The 14,751-nt window shown below is 59.2% G+C and carries 11 protein-coding genes; 8 read left to right on the top strand and 3 right to left on the bottom strand.

The genetic code is table 11. The annotated features are described in order from the left end of the window. Positions 1-3 precede the first annotated feature (3 nt). The gene (locus SAZ10_RS07270; protein ID WP_318608544.1) at positions 4-894 is read left to right on the top strand and encodes a CpsD/CapB family tyrosine-protein kinase; all 891 of its coding nucleotides are present in this window, start codon (positions 4-6) and stop codon (positions 892-894) included. Positions 895-927: 33 nt separating this feature from the next. Here the strand turns inward: SAZ10_RS07270 and rfbA are convergent, their stop codons facing one another. Next, positions 928-1,806 (bottom strand): glucose-1-phosphate thymidylyltransferase RfbA, encoded by an 879-nt coding sequence (rfbA, locus tag SAZ10_RS07265; protein WP_318608543.1) that lies wholly within the window; start codon positions 1,804-1,806, stop codon positions 928-930. Between the two features lie 1,133 nt (positions 1,807-2,939). Here rfbA and SAZ10_RS07260 point away from each other — a divergent pair. The 7 genes from SAZ10_RS07260 (at position 2,940) to rfbD (ending at position 12,387) form a co-directional block, all read left to right on the top strand. After that, positions 2,940-3,296: a transposase gene (locus tag SAZ10_RS07260; protein WP_318608542.1), complete on the top strand. Its 357-nt coding sequence runs from the start codon at positions 2,940-2,942 to the stop codon at positions 3,294-3,296. A gap of 1,087 nt (positions 3,297-4,383) precedes the next feature. Further along, positions 4,384-6,369: an Ig-like domain-containing protein gene (locus tag SAZ10_RS07255; RefSeq protein WP_318608541.1), complete on the top strand. Its 1,986-nt coding sequence runs from the start codon at positions 4,384-4,386 to the stop codon at positions 6,367-6,369. Between the two features lie 75 nt (positions 6,370-6,444). After that, positions 6,445-8,322, top strand: coding sequence for a type I secretion system permease/ATPase (locus SAZ10_RS07250; protein WP_318608540.1), 1,878 nt, complete (start codon positions 6,445-6,447; stop codon positions 8,320-8,322). Next, a complete protein-coding gene (locus SAZ10_RS07245) occupies positions 8,307-9,623 on the top strand; it encodes an HlyD family type I secretion periplasmic adaptor subunit (RefSeq protein ID WP_318608539.1) in 1,317 nt (438 codons plus the stop codon). The genes SAZ10_RS07250 and SAZ10_RS07245 overlap by 16 nt, the downstream gene beginning before the upstream one ends. A 228-nt stretch (positions 9,624-9,851) precedes the next feature. After that, positions 9,852-10,430: a dTDP-4-dehydrorhamnose 3,5-epimerase gene (gene rfbC / locus SAZ10_RS07240; protein WP_318608538.1), complete on the top strand. Its 579-nt coding sequence runs from the start codon at positions 9,852-9,854 to the stop codon at positions 10,428-10,430. Beyond that, positions 10,427-11,485 (top strand): dTDP-glucose 4,6-dehydratase, encoded by a 1,059-nt coding sequence (gene rfbB, locus SAZ10_RS07235; protein ID WP_318608537.1) that lies wholly within the window; start codon positions 10,427-10,429, stop codon positions 11,483-11,485. Before rfbC ends, rfbB begins: the two co-directional genes overlap by 4 nt. Further along, the gene (gene rfbD / locus SAZ10_RS07230; RefSeq protein WP_318608536.1) at positions 11,485-12,387 is read left to right on the top strand and encodes a dTDP-4-dehydrorhamnose reductase; all 903 of its coding nucleotides are present in this window, start codon (positions 11,485-11,487) and stop codon (positions 12,385-12,387) included. Before rfbB ends, rfbD begins: the two co-directional genes overlap by 1 nt. Positions 12,388-12,787: 400 nt before the next feature. Here rfbD and SAZ10_RS07225 read toward each other — a convergent pair whose 3' ends face one another. Beyond that, positions 12,788-13,468 (bottom strand): response regulator transcription factor, encoded by a 681-nt coding sequence (locus SAZ10_RS07225; RefSeq protein WP_318608535.1) that lies wholly within the window; start codon positions 13,466-13,468, stop codon positions 12,788-12,790. Between the two features lie 475 nt (positions 13,469-13,943). After that, positions 13,944-14,672: a Crp/Fnr family transcriptional regulator gene (locus SAZ10_RS07220; protein WP_318608534.1), complete on the bottom strand. Its 729-nt coding sequence runs from the start codon at positions 14,670-14,672 to the stop codon at positions 13,944-13,946. Between the last annotated feature and the right edge of the window lie 79 nt (positions 14,673-14,751).

Genomic DNA, 14,751 nt, shown 5'->3' with positions numbered 1-14,751 from the left:
AACATGAGCGCACAGATAGAAGCCAAACCAGTCGAACAGACCGAAGTGGATATCGAATCTGTTCGGGATCAGTTCTACAAAGAAGTGAATTTCAACAACTCGATGGAAGCTCGCATTACGAAGCAGCTGAACCTGCGGCCAGCGCCGACGCCTTCCATTGAAGGCGCTGCTGCGCCGCCTGCAACATCGGCTGATCAGCTCTGGGCTGCGTTGGAGCGCGCCGAGCTAGATCAATCCCAGGCTCGCCGCGGCCGCATAGTCGCATTTGCTCAGTCGGAACCTGCATATGCCAGTTTTGACGTCTTGCGCACCAAAGTCTTGAAATCGCTCAAGCTGAACAATTGGACGACGGTTGCGGTCACTTCGCCTGAGCCGGGGTGTGGAAAGTCCGTCCTTGCCGTCAACCTGGCCTTCTCCATGGCGAAGCTGGAGAATTGCCGGGTTGCGCTCCTGGACCTGGATTTTCGCCGACCACAGATCAGCGCGATTCTCGGCCCGGAAATGGCCCGCCCGACTGCCGATTTCCTTGAAGGCCAAAGCCCGATAGAGGGCGCTTTTGTGCGCTATGGCGACAACCTTGCGGTGAGCGCCGGCAGGCACGGGGTCAAATTTCCAGCTGAGCTGCTCCAGAGCCAGTCTGCTCGTGCGGCCATGGTTGAGGTGCGCGAGCGGCTGGGTGCCAACGTCGTCCTGCTCGACCTGCCGCCGGTCCTCGGCTGCGACGACGTGCTGGCTTTCCTGCCCAATGTCGATTGTACGCTCCTTGTGATAGGGGCTGGGCTAACCAGCATCGCGCAAGTTCGCCGGTGCGAGCAGGAACTTGCAAGCGAGACGAATCTTCTCGGAATGGTGCTGAACAAATGCTGGCACGGAGAAAGCCACGGATACTACTGAAATGCAGCAGACACGATCGGTGGCCGGTTGGCATTATTCGTGTTGGGACGGCAGTTGCATGAGGTAGGTCCCGTAGCCGGTCTTGGCCAGCGGCTTTGCCAGCGAAAGCAGGTGATCGGTATCGATCCAGCCATTACGCCACGCGATCTCCTCGGGCGATGCGATCTTTTGACCTTGACGCTTCTCTATCGTTGCAATGAACTGCCCAGCTTCCAGCAGAGAGTCGTGGGTTCCCATGTCGAGCCATGCATATCCGCGCCCCATCAGCTCGACCTGGAGCTGACCCAATTCAAGATACTTCTGGTTCAGATCGGTAATCTCCAGTTCGCCTCGCGCGGATGGGGTAACCGAACGGGCGAAATCGATCACTTTCGAGTCGTAATAATAGAGGCCGGTGACCGCAAAGCTGGACTTCGGTGTCTGGGGCTTCTCTTCGATCGAGAGGACGTTGCCCACGCGATCAAACTCGGCCACGCCATATCGCTGCGGGTCCTGGACGCGGTAGGCGAATACCGTTGCACCGGTGTCCCGCTCGCCGGCGCGCGCCAACAGACTGGTCAGCGTATGGCCGAAGAATATGTTGTCGCCCAGCACCAGGGCGCACGGATCCCGTCCGACGAAGTCAGCGCCTATCAGGAAGGCCTGGGCGAGTCCTTCTGGACGAGGCTGTATGGCGTAGTCGATCTTGATACCCCATTGGCTGCCGTCGCCCAGCAGCTGGCGGAAACGTGGTGTGTCGTCCGGCGTCGAGATGATCAGGATTTCGCGCATGCGGCCCAGCATCAGCGTCGTGAGCGGGTAGTAGATCATCGGCTTGTCGTAGACCGGTAGAAGCTGCTTGGAGACTGCCAAGGTTGCGGGATGCAGGCGCGTGCCCGCCCCCCCTGCAAGCACGATGCCTTTGCGATTCATGGCGTGCTGTCTTTCACGAGCATGGCGGGACTCCGCGGTTGACGGTCACGTTGCCGGGACGCATCCGCCGATGCGGTTGCCGATTCATTGCTGGACAACGGCAAAAGATCGCAGATGAATTTACTCGCTCTGATCGGCGTCTTGCTGGATGCTGCTCGCCCGCGGAATAGATTGCGCCCCGACAAATCATGCAGCCGAGCCTAGCTTCGACGCGTATCGCCGGCGAGACATGCATTCGGCGTAGGCGGTGTTCCTTGACGAGGCGCTGGTGGGCTCAAAACAGCCGCCTGGCGGACGCCGAGGCTGTGGGATGGAAACCCCGTCATTCGGTCCAAGAGCATCGCGGCTTACACATTTTTGATGTATTGCGCACTGCAAGGAACTGCTTTCAACTTGGATACATCTATGCCCCCTGAGAGAAAGGGCAGAGTTGTTCCAATGTTTCTGAAGTCAGCCAATTTTGACTGGATATCGATGGCGGGTTCTTTCTACGTCTTGATCGCCTGCCTGTTCGCTGCTCGCACATATGAGGAGGGTCGTACCTCAAAAGAAGGCGGTCCCGTCTGGCGTGCAATCGGGCTTCTCCTTTGCGCTGCGTGGCCGGTTCTGATCGCATTGGTTGGGGTTGTGGTGCTGCGGCAAAGGAAGCACCGTTAACTGGCTGACACGCGGCGCCGTCCCGTCGGCCATGCGCGCATGACGCTTTCTACAGGCGGACGCTTCTTGTGTTGCTTATTGGCCTAACGGCGGTCGGCACGTTGCGGGTGCCATCGGCGCTCAGGACAGTGGTCAGCCTGCTCAGGCTTCGCGCCACGGGATATCACCACGTGCCTTGCCATCCTTGGCACGCATGCGCGATGCCATGGGCAGGCCGCTTCCCGTCGATGGAAGATCGCCTCCGTCTCCTGGACCTGTCTCCACGAATGCGAGGGAGGCGCCACCGCCTCGGCTCCTTAATGCTAAAAGCGTAGCTGAGCTGTCGATCGTCCGGCCTCAAGATGAGGGATCGGGCTGCCGAAAAAGCACAGGAACGCGCGATTTCATTGCACCGAAATAGCGCCTGAAGTGCGCAAGGAGCCAAGTGGAACCCAGTCTCCAGCGCGGAGATAAATTGGGGCTCTCTCGGAGAAACTATGCCTAAAAAGGCGCGCAAATTTAGTCGCGAGGAAAAGGTTGCGGCGGTCATTCGCATGCTCGCCGGCGAGAGTATTACTGCCCTTTCCGCTGAATTGAACGTTCTGCGCAAGGACCTCTACAAATGGCGCGCGAATTTTCTGGCCGGTGGGCCGCCAGCGCTTCGCGGGCCGGGCCGCCCTCCCGCGCCAGCCAAGCAGGAAAGGTCGGGGGGCGGTGCTGCGGAAGCAATGCAGGCCAATGCTCATCGACGGATAGCTGAGCTTGAACGCAAGTTCAGGCGGCAGCAATCTGAGTTGAAGGCGATCCGGAAGGCCCTGCAGCAATTCAAGCGTTGGCATGATGGCCCCAGCTGAAGTCAGTTCCGCGGTCGAGGTGCAACCTCGACTTGCGCCCAGCTCTGCCTGCCGGTCGGCAAAAATCGCAACTTGGCGGTTCACTATGCCAGCACCTACGCTCCGCCCGGGTTGTGGATAAATAAATCGCTCATTCGGATGTGAATGGCTTGTTAACCAAGTTCCGCCCAGAATCACGATTTCGCCATCAACCCTTCCCCCGTCCAGCATTGCCGCACGAGGGGTACCGGTCGCACCGGTAAATGGGGACAGGCGCAGCCATCCGTCGCGGCCGTTGGATTAGCGTAAGCCTGCTTCGATGGCCGGAATGCCCTAGTGCGCCTGAGTTACCTGTTTGGCTCCGGCTGGATCGCCGTAGCACCCCTCGTCCGCGCGGGCTGACCATGGTCATCCGCAGCCGAATACGTCCTGAGGTGTTCGTGGACTGTGCAGCCAGCCGACGCGAGGAGCGAACCACAAGGTTAGGGCGGCGTGCGTTCAACTGCATCGCTAGACCGCTCGAGTCCTTTGTTTATGCATCGTTTTTAGGCGAAAATCGCTATCCACTTTTCGGCCCGACGCTCTAGCCCGGCAATCTCCCTTGGGGTCTATTCCGGGCGTGCACCCGCAGGCCGACTGGACCTGCGCTTGCGTCCGCAAAACGCTGCGCCCTGCGATCCGGATCCTGCGTCCCGCTCATCCAACTCGCGGGCGAGCGTCCCCTCCCGTCGGCTAGCATGCGCCTGAATCGCCGCCAGCTCTACAGCCGACTTGCGAAACAGATTTACCTAGGGCATGGGCTTTTCGCGGAAAGGTTGTCCCCAGTATCAGAGAAATCAGTCTAAAGGTCCGTCTGCGATAAGCCTGCGCGACTAGTGCTTGATCGAGGCAGTCTAACCTTACGGCAGCCATATTTCTGGGCGAAGTTGTGATAGTCAACTGTTATAGTTGGTTATTTCTTGTGAGTTGCGGGCTGAAACAACCGCTCGTTAGTGAGGGGCGGGCAACGGGACTACGCCTTTAGAGGTAGACACTGGTTTCCTCATCGAGCGTGCCCACGAAAAAAAGGGCGGGGAAAAAACAAAGCATGAAAGAGAGAGGTAGCCACATGGCAAATCCCCCGTCGATCACTTCGTTTTCGCCCGACAGTGCGACCGTCGGCGACGGCATCACAAACAAGAGCACCCTCACACTGACCGGCACGGCTGCGGCCAACAGCGCGGTCAAAGTGTATGACGGCACGACCTTGCTGGGCAATGTGACTGCGAACTCTAGTGGGGCATGGAACTTCACAACCGCCAAGTTGTCGGATGGCGCGCACAGCTTCACGGCGGCAACCACTGTGAGCGGTGGCGGCACTGGCAGCACGCCTTCCGGATTTCCCGACGCATCAACAACTGGTGTACCGGCAGGGAAGGTGCTCACCGACGTCAGTGGCAGCTTTACTTCAAGCTATGCCGGACAGGTCATTGATGGGCTCAAGGTCCAGGGCGACATCATCGTCAACAATCCTAACGTAATAGTAAAGAATTGTGAGGCGAAGAGTATCATAGTAAACAACGGCGCCGACGGCACCACTATCCAAGATAGTGACATCGTTGGTTACAACAAACCCGGGGCGACCGGTATTTCTATCGTTGGTGCTGACCGCATAACGGTAGAGCGCAATGATATCAAGGGATTTGAGAATGGAATCTGGTTGGAGTCGAGCAATTCTCTGATCAAGGACAACTATTTGCACGACTCCATTCCTTATGATCCGAAAACAGATCCACATACCGATGGACTGCAAATCCCCGGTGGCAGTGGCGTTTCGAACAACCGGATCGTTCATAACAACTTCGATCTGGCACCTCACGACAACCCCAACGGCGACAGCGGTGCTAATTCCTGCATCACGATGTCGGGCGCGACCAACATCGACATCAGCGACAATCGGCTTAACGGCGGCGGGTATAGTGTCTATTTCGAGGGCGCAACGACCGGCTCTGACGTTACGAACAATGTCTTCGGCGGGCACGTTTTCGGCTATGTTGCCGGCACAGCAGAAGCAGCGCAGACCTACAGCGGCAACGTCACGGCTACCGGCGCCTCAATTCTCGGCGGCAGCGCGCCGTCGGCAAATGCAGGCACGAGCACCTCGGCGACAACCGAAACATCGGCGCCGCTACTGGTAAAGGTCGATACCGTGGCACCCTCGGCTCCGAAGGTCGTGGCATCGACTTCCGCGGCCGACCTGGCGAAAACGCATGTCGAAGCACTGACCGGCACTGCTGAAGCCAACAGCACCGTGGCGGTCTTTGACGGCACGACCAAGATCGGCACTGCAACTGTCAACGCCAGCGGCGCCTGGAGCTTTACCACCAAGGCGTTGTCCGTCGGCAGCCACAGTTTTACGGCCACTGCGACTGATGCCGCCGGCAACACCAGCGCGGCTTCCTCGGCGGCGACGGTAAAAATTGCTGACGGGACAACTACGAACCCGACGCCTACCGATCCGACGCCTACCGATCCGGCGCCTACCGATCCGGGCCACTCCGGCTTCGATATCACGGGTCTCTGGCAGGCTACGGCGGGCGGCGCCGTCAAGGTCACCGGCACGTCCGACCCCGGCCATATCGTTAAGTTCTACGACGGCTCGATCTATCAGGGTTCGGTCAAGGCGGGGTCTGATGGATCTTGGACTTTTGCCAAGTCCCTGTCGAACAACGGCGTCCACACCCTTACGGTCAAGGAGGTCGACAGCTCGGGGAAGGTCGTTTCTGAAAGCTCGGGGGCGGCGATAGTCGGGTCGACTAAAAACGACACGATTACCGGCACCAAGGGCAACGATCTGTTCTTGGGAAAGGGTGGTGATGACACATTCGTATTTGCTGCGAACTTCGGTAAGGACGTCATCAAGGACTTCACCGCAACCGGAACGCATCATGATACATTGCAGTTCAGCAAGAGCGTGTTCGACAGCTTTGCGAGTGTCCTTAGTCACGCGAGCCAGGTTGGCGAGGACACCGTCATCTCCGCGGGTTCAGACACGCTTACTCTGAAGAACGTCAAGCTGAGCAGTCTGGACAGCCACGACTTCCACTTCGCGTAAAGCCGGCTTCTGAAGCCATGAGGCGCGATCTCACGATCGCGCCTCTCGACGCAAGAATCTGGTGGGGACAACGCCATGGCTATGTTTAAGCGGCGGCGAGAAATTGCGCCGGCTGCAAATCTCAATGAGATCAAGCCTTCGAAAGCCGTTGTCGGTCAGGCCGCGCAAACCCGCGGCCGCCGGCTATTCTCCGGCCACGGCTGGTCGAATGCGAAATACGAGGAGCACCGCTCGGAAATCTCGACATTTCTAGTGTCTTGTCGCCGGATCTTCTGGGCTCTCGCGCTGTTCAGCGGCCTCAGCAATCTTCTGATGCTGAATGGCTCGTTCTTCATGCTTCAGGTGTACGATCGCGTCTTGCCGGGGCGCAGCATTCCGACGCTGGTCGCACTCTTGGTCCTTACGACGATGCTGTACCTGCTACAGGGTGGACTCGATCTGGTCAGGAATCGGATCAGCGTGCGTATCGGCCGCTATCTCGACGAAAGGCTGGGGCTGCGAGTCTACGACGCGCTGGTCAGGCTGCCTTTGAGGACGCGCGGCGACGGTGATGGCCTGCAGCCGCTGCGCGATCTTGATCAAGTGCGCAATTTCCTTTCCAGTGGTGGCCCGACTGCGCTGTTCGATCTGCCGTGGATGCCAATCTATCTGGGCATCTGCTTTCTTTTCCATTTCTGGATCGGCATGACCGCCTTGGCAGGCGGTGTCGTTCTTGTGGGACTGACAGTTCTCACGGAGGCACGGACCCGAGGACCAGCCAAGGCATCTTCAAGGCACACTGTCTTGCGCAATGCGCTGGCCGTGGAGGGAAGGCGTAACGCAGAGGTCCTGCAGGCTATGGGCATGAGGCGTCAGGCAGCATTGCGCTGGCAGGACGTCAACGAGAAATATCTCGCGGCCAGCGAAAGATCGAGCGATATTGCCAGCGGGCTTGGTGGATTCTCGAAATTCTTCCGCTCGCTTCTCCAATCGCTGGTTCTTGCAGTCGGTGCTTATCTGGTCATCAACCAGCAAGCGACTGCCGGTATAATTATCGCGGGCTCAATTCTTACAGCTCGGGCGCTCGCCCCCGTGGAAATCGCGATTGCCAACTGGAAGGGCTTCATCTCAGCGCGCCAATCCAGCGCTCGTCTGGATCAGTTGCTCAAGCTGCTGCCCGGTGAGGAGGAACCGCTCGAATTGCCCCAGCCAACCAGCGCGCTGGAGGTCGAGAGCCTCTACGTCGCAGCCCCGGGTTCCGAAAAACCGCTGCTGTCCAACGTCTCGTTCTCGGTGCAAAGCGGCGATGCAATCGGTGTGATCGGCCCGAGCGGTGCCGGGAAATCCACTCTTGCGAGGGCGTTGGTCGGAGTCTGGCCGCATGTGCGGGGCAAAATCAAGCTCGACAATGCCGTGCTCGAACATTGGTCTTCCGAGTCGCTCGGCAGGCACATTGGCTATCTGCCTCAGACCATCGAATTGTTCGACGGCACCATCGCGCTCAATATCGCTCGTCTTGATGCCAATGCGACCGCAGCGGCGATCCTGGACGCTGCGAAGGCCGCAGGCGTGCACGATCTCATTCTCTCGCTGCCCGATGGCTACCAAACGCGCGTAGGCGAGGGCGGGATGGCGTTGTCGGCCGGCCAACGCCAGCGCATCGGTCTGGCCCGGGCATTCTACGGGAATCCGTTCCTGGTCGTTCTCGATGAGCCGACATCGAACCTGGATTCCGAGGGCGAGCAAGCGATGACGGAAGCGATTATGAACGTTCGCCGTCGTGGCGGCATTGCCGTCGTGATCGCCCATCGCCCAAAGGCACTTGAAGGTGTCAGTCACGTTCTGGTCGTCGGAGATGGCAATATGCAATCGTTCGGGCCAAGAGACGAGGTGCTGCCGAAGGTCTTGCAGCCAGCTGTACCGCTGAGGGTAGTTGCCGAGGGCAAGGGAGGCACGCAATGGCACGTGAACTGATACCCCCGGCGCTGCGATCTATCCAGCGCTACATGATCGCCGGCATGGTCATCTTCGCCGTCGCGACGTTCGGGATCGGCGGTTGGGCGGCGACTTCGCAGCTGTCCGGCGCCGTAATCGGGGAGGGCGTCGTCGTCGTCGACTCCAGTGTCAAGAAGGTCCAGCATGCCACGGGCGGGATCGTCGGAGAGCTGCGCGTCCGGGAGGGCGATCACGTCAATGCCGGAGATATCCTGATTCGGCTTGACGAGACGCAGACGCGGGCCAACGCCACAATTATTACCCAGAGCCTAGATGAGCTGCTCGCGCGTGAGGCTCGCCTCGAAGCGGAGCGTGACAGTGCCGAACAGATCGTGTTTCCGGCGGCATTGATCGAGCGTAGCCATGACGACGCCTCCGAGGCAGCACATGCGATCACCGCGGAAAGGGCTCTATTCAAGTTGCGTCAGGAAGCGAGGACCGGCCAAAAGGCCCAATTGAGCGAGCGGGTCACGCAACTGCAGGATGAAATCAAGGGCTACACGGGACAGATCGACGCCAAGCAAAAGGAAACGGACCTGATCCACAAGGAACTCGAGGGAGTTCGCGCCCTGTGGCAGAAGAATCTCATATCGATTGAACGGCTGACGTCCTTGGAACGCGAAGCGGCTCGTCTCGAAGGCGAGCGCGGCCAACTGATGGCAACGATCGCCCAATCCAAAGGCAAGATTTCGGAAACCCAGCTTCAGATCATACAGATCGACCAGGATCTGAGAGCGGAGGTCGGCAAGGATTTGATCGAAACGCGATCCAAGCTTTCCGAGCTGTCTGAACAAAAGACGGCCGCCGTGGACCAGCTTAATCGGATCGACATTCGAGCACCCCAGAGCGGCCGTGTTCATGAGTTGTCGGTGCACACGGTCGGCGGCGTGATTGCGCCGGGCGAGCAGATCATGCTGATCGTGCCGGACGCGGATGCGCTTACGATCGAGGCCAAGATCGCGACGCGCGACATCGATCAGATCTATGCCGGCCAAATTGCGACGATGCGATTTCCTGCTTTCAATCAGAAAACCACACCGGAAGTCGAGGGTTCGGTGAACATGGTTTCCGCCGATCTCACGCAGGATCAGCGAACGGGCGTCAGCTACTATACGGTTCGTCTTGCCCCCAAGCCTGGGGATTTGGCGAAGCTGGGATCTTCCAAGTTGGTGCCTGGCATGCCCGCCGAGGTATTCATCAAGACATCGGCACGGACGGCGATGTCCTATTTGCTGAAGCCGCTGATGGATCAGGCCGAACGAGCATTCAGGGAAGATTAGAAAGTCTCCTGGCCGACGAAATCGCGCATCTGCGATTCCTTAGGAGTACTGGCTGCTGCGGCGGCGGCCAGTGCCCATGTCTGAATGTGGTAGGCCGCGATCCTGTGCGTCCGACAGGAACTCTGCTATTTCTCGCCGATCAAGTGCTTGCATTGCCGAGGCGCTCGGTAAGGCGGCATCGCAGCACAACTGCGAGGGCATGCAGCCGAAATCGGTGGAAGCTGGATCATGGAGGTTCGCCGCACAGCACTGCCCGAAGTCGTCGAGATCGTGCCGGGCAGGTTCGGCGATGACCGCGGGTTCTTCTCGGAAGTATTCAACGCCGCCCGTTTCCGGGAGGCTGGGTTCAACCTCGATTGGGTGCAGGACAACCATGTGCTGTCGCGGCAGGCCGGCGTGGTTCGTGCGCTCCACTACCAACTCCCGCCGATGGCGCAGGACAAACTCGTTCGCGTAGCCCGTGGGCGTGTCTTCGATGTCGCTGTCGATGCGCGGAAAGGTTCACCGGCCTACGGCAAATGGGTGGGCGTCGTGCTCTCGGCCGAGCGCTGGAACCAGCTTCTCGTACCGAAAGGTTTCCTGCACGGCTATATGACGCTCGAGCCGGATACCGAGGTGATCTATAAGGTCTCGGCCTTCTATTCACCGGCCCACGAGCGTGGCGTGCGCTTCGATGATCCAGAACTCGGTATCGCCTGGCCGCTTGGGGGGCTGCTTCCCATCCTTTCCGACAAGGATCGCGCCGCGCCATCGTTTCGCGAGGCTGAAAACCCCTTCGTCTTCGACCAGAGCGAGATACCAGCGTGAAGGTGCTTGTCACAGGCGGTGCTGGCTTCATCGGCTCGGCTGTTTGCCGGCATCTGGTATCGGAATGCGGCGACACAGTTGTGAATGTCGACCTGCTGACCTACGCCGGCAACTTGGCCTCGCTGAAGTCGATCGAGCAAAGCCCGAACTATTTCTTCCATAAGCTCGATATCTCGGATGACCGAGCTATCCTCGGGCTGCTGCGCAGGCATGAAGTCGATGCCGTCATGCATCTCGCTGCCGAAAGTCACGTCGACAGGTCGATTGACGGGCCTGCCTCCTTTGTCGAAACCAACGTGGCGGGCACCTTCCGCCTGCTCGAAGCGACGCGGGTCTACTATTCCGGCCTGACCGGCCAGAAGCGCGAGCGCTTCCGCTTCCTGCACGTCTCGACCGACGAGGTATTCGGCGACCTACCCTTCAATGGCAGTTTGTTCGACGAGCGGACAGCCTATCGTCCCTCCTCCCCGTACTCAGCTTCGAAGGCGGCGTCGGACCATTTCGTGAAGGCCTGGTGGCATACCTACGGCTTGCCGACGCTGGTAACGAATTGCTCCAACAATTATGGGCCTTTCCACTTTCCTGAGAAGCTGATCCCTCTCACCATCCTCAATGCGCTGGAGGGCAAGCCGCTGCCCGTCTATGGCACCGGAGCAAATGTGCGGGACTGGCTGCACGTCGAGGACCACGCCCGCGCTCTGCGCATGGTGCTGGCTGAAGGGCGCCCCGGCGAGACTTATCTCATCGGCGGGCGTGCCGAGCGGGCGAATTTGGAAGTGGTCTATGGAATCTGCGATCTCCTCGACGCTCACGCAAGACTGCCTGCCGGCCGGCCGCGCCGTCACCTTGTATCATTCGTCGTCGACCGCCCCGGGCATGACCGCCGTTATGCCATCGATCCGACCAAGATCGAGACCGAGCTTGGGTGGAGGCCGCGCGAAACCTTTGAGAGTGGTCTTCGCAGGACCGTGCATTGGTATATCGAAAATGAGGATTGGTGGCGGCCTCTGCGCGACAGGCGGTACAGCGGTGAACGGCTCGGGAAGGTGGGTTGATGCGCATTGCCGTCACCGGGCGCAAGGGCCAGTTGTGCTCGGCGCTCCAGCACTTGGCCTCGTCACAGTCCGGGATCGAAATAGTGGCCGTCGGCCGGCCGGATCTGGATCTGGCCGACGAGCCGTCGGTCCGCCGCGTCCTGAAGACAGTCCATCCGGATCTCGTCGTCAACGCCGCCGCATACACCGCCGTCGACAAGGCCGAGGATGACCGGGAGGCTGCCCAAGCAGCGAACGCGCTTGGCGCTGGCTATGTAGCCGCCGCCTCGGCCGAATTCGGTGTTCCGATACTCCAACTTTCGACCGACTACGTCTTCGACGGGGAGATGTCCCGACCTTATCGGGAGGAAGACCCAACCAATCCTCTCGGGGTTTACGGGGCGACCAAGCTCGAAGGCGAACGGGCGGTCGTCATCAACCCGCTACACGCCATTCTGCGCACGTCATGGGTGCACAGCCCGTTCGGACCGAATTTCGTGCTCACCATGCTGCGGCTGGCACTAACGAGGCCAGAAATCGGGGTCATATCCGACCAGATCGGCAGCCCGACGGGCGCACTTGATCTCGCGGATGCTATTCTCCGCATCGCTCGAAAGCTTGAGGGAAACCCTCGCGACGACAGGTTGCTTGGCATTTTTCATGTATCTTCCCAAGGATGGACCAGTTGGGCCGATTTCGCGAGTTTCGTTTTCGAGGTCAGCGGTGCGGAAGGTGGACCTGTGGCGACGGTGAAGCCGATAAGCACAGCCGAGTACCCGACCCGCGCGAGGCGGCCACGCGATTCTCGTCTCGACTGCGGACGCTTGCGCCATAGCTACGGCATAGAACTGCCGGACTGGAGGACGGGGGCCGCAGAAACCGTCCGGCGCATTCTCGCAGGGGACCACCTGCTTCGGACTTAGACTAAGACCCGCGTTGGAGCGCGGCCGCCTGCTATTGCATGCGTGCCGGAGCTGGTAGTGAGCTTGAAGCCGATGGTGCCTACACCGGTATCCTTCGTAAGATCGAGCTGGAAACCGCTTTCGCCCGACCCGCGTTTGGAAATGATGGCGGCATCGTCAGCCGGGAATGCGGCCTCGGAACCGCCCTTGTGCCTCGAACCCTGACGAATTGCTTCGTCGTTGCCATGGGCGTAGGCAGTGCAACAGGCAAAGCCCTGACGATGCGGGACGCACGAGTGGTCGTTGCCGCTCGCGCGCGCCGACATTTGCCTGTGCCTTTGATATGTCTGATCCGATCACGGCCAGTAACCCCCCACGGTTTTCCCTGCTGGCATACGGCATCTTGAATGGCCGTGATTAGCTAGGCCATCAGATCCCGCAACTTATACGCGACCTCAGTCCGGTTCGTTGCCCGCAGCTTCTTCATGATGTTGCGGATATGAACCTTGACCGTGCTTTCGCAGAGGTTGAGCTCGTAGGCGATGATCTTGTTCGCCTTGCCCTTCCTCAGCGCGTCCACCACAGCCGCCTCGCGGGTAGTGAACATGCCGTTGAGCGGCCGCGCCCCGTTTGCGGTGGCGTGAATGACGTCGCGAAGCGCGAGCACCGCGTTCGCAGGGACAAATATCCCACCCGCTCTGGCAAGGCCGATTGCCTCGGCTGCGACCTTTACCTTCACGCTGGTTGGGATGTAGCCCCGGGCGCCACATTCGAGGGCCGTCAGGATCTGGTTCGGGTCGTCGGAATCGGCTACCACGATGACAGGGATGTCGCCAAACTCGGTAACTAGGTGCGACACCTCAGCCGAAACGCTCTGATCGGTGATTTTTCTACTTCCGAGGATCACCAGGACGGCTGAAACGTCCACCTCGGTGTCCGTGTCGCGAAGCTCCTCGAGCGAACCGACCGCCTTGATGTTGAACTTCGGATTGTGCTCCAGGAGACTCCGAGCGAGACATTCCCGCTCGAGCGCCCGTTTGTCGATGATGACGATCGGGCTTTCAGTTGCGTAGATTTCCTGCACCTCCTCCAGATTGTCCAACTCCTCCCCTACCAGAGGGAGATTGGCGCGCTGCACTGTCCTAGTTGAATTGTTCCATAATTCGGGAAATTGCGAGAACCCCATCGGTCATACTCCCTGAACATACCGCGGATTTCATTTCCTATCCCCCGGACTTAATTTCACTCACTACTCGATACGCATCATTCGTCACGCATTACGCACGCTGCACTCACCAGGCGCATACGCGCTGTCGACGCATTACCACTGTCATACGATCTGGGATGAAGCCCCCCCAAACCTATGAAGGCAACCCTGCCGATTGGGGCAGGGGCGTCGCCTAGACGGCCGCCCAATTCGCCGTCTAAGCTAGATTGAATATTAGCCCATTGTGGAAAATGCGCACTAATCTCGATTAACGATTTGTCAATTATTTTGGAGATGGTTATTTTAGCCGAAAGTATTACAACTATAAATTGAAGATCCGTCGCGCACGCAATCGGCACGGGCCGCTCGCTTAGCCGACAAAATCCTCTCTCAGATCGAGGTAGCCCGGATCGAACAGTGTCATCTCAAGAAGGTTTCGCCTGTCGAGCAGTTCGACTGTCCAGTTGCGAAAGCTCATGAGGCCCTGCTCGCGCAGATCACGTAGTACCCTGTTCGTGTGGATGGCGGTCAGGCCAAGGGCGTCGGCAAGATCTCCCTGTGTAAATGGAAAGTCGTACCGGTCGCCTGTGCCGTCGCCGGCCTGCTGCAGCCGGTAGGACGTCTCCAGAAACAAGAACGCTGTTCGCTCCAGCGGGCGTCGACGCGCCACGTTGGCGAGGTGTTCCGTCGCAATACTGTGGTTGCGCGTCATCAGCCGCATCATCGCATGAGCGAGATAGGATGAATAAGCGGACAAGGGCCGGTGATTCTGGGCTTCTATCTCGAACACCGTTACGTCGGTGGTGGAGCGCACCGACCTGTCCGCGATCGGACTGCTGCTGATGAGATCGCCCCGCTGCGCGAAATCCACGACAAGCCGTTGACCGTTTGACATGGATTTATAGGAGAGAGCCCATCCTGAAGAGATGAACAGATGCGGCCGCCCTGGGCGCCCCTCTTCTGCGATCGTGGTTCCAGCCGGGTAGAAACGCTCTGAAATCGGGATGGACCGGATATCCGCGATATCCTTGCCGGATGGAATGAGTTCCAAAGGCGGTTGCTGCAAAAATCGCAGAAATTTTTCGGTAGCCGCCCACATGCAGAGAACCGCTCAGCTATCGATCAGATATTTGCTTAATGTCAACGTCGTCCCCGTGTTCCGGCTCCCGCCTTTCTCA

It is taken from the genome of Mesorhizobium sp. BAC0120, assembly GCF_033542235.1.
In the GTDB taxonomy this organism is placed as follows: Bacteria; Pseudomonadota; Alphaproteobacteria; order Rhizobiales; family Rhizobiaceae; genus JAWRCU01.
The sequence above is the reverse complement of the archived record's forward strand: the minus strand, read 5'-3'. Positions and strand labels throughout refer to the sequence as shown.

Coding starts and splice junctions, on each gene's coding strand:
- SAZ10_RS07250 (WP_318608540.1), top strand. CDS start 6,445: ATGGCTATGTTTAAGCGGCGGCGAGAAATTGCGCCGGCTGCAAATCTC.
- rfbC (WP_318608538.1), top strand. CDS start 9,852: ATGGAGGTTCGCCGCACAGCACTGCCCGAAGTCGTCGAGATCGTGCCG.
- rfbA (WP_318608543.1), bottom strand. CDS start 1,806: ATGAATCGCAAAGGCATCGTGCTTGCAGGGGGGGCGGGCACGCGCCTG.
- rfbD (WP_318608536.1), top strand. CDS start 11,485: ATGCGCATTGCCGTCACCGGGCGCAAGGGCCAGTTGTGCTCGGCGCTC.
- SAZ10_RS07260 (WP_318608542.1), top strand. CDS start 2,940: ATGCCTAAAAAGGCGCGCAAATTTAGTCGCGAGGAAAAGGTTGCGGCG.
- SAZ10_RS07270 (WP_318608544.1), top strand. CDS start 4: ATGAGCGCACAGATAGAAGCCAAACCAGTCGAACAGACCGAAGTGGAT.
- SAZ10_RS07255 (WP_318608541.1), top strand. CDS start 4,384: ATGGCAAATCCCCCGTCGATCACTTCGTTTTCGCCCGACAGTGCGACC.
- SAZ10_RS07220 (WP_318608534.1), bottom strand. CDS start 14,672: ATGTGGGCGGCTACCGAAAAATTTCTGCGATTTTTGCAGCAACCGCCT.
- SAZ10_RS07245 (WP_318608539.1), top strand. CDS start 8,307: ATGGCACGTGAACTGATACCCCCGGCGCTGCGATCTATCCAGCGCTAC.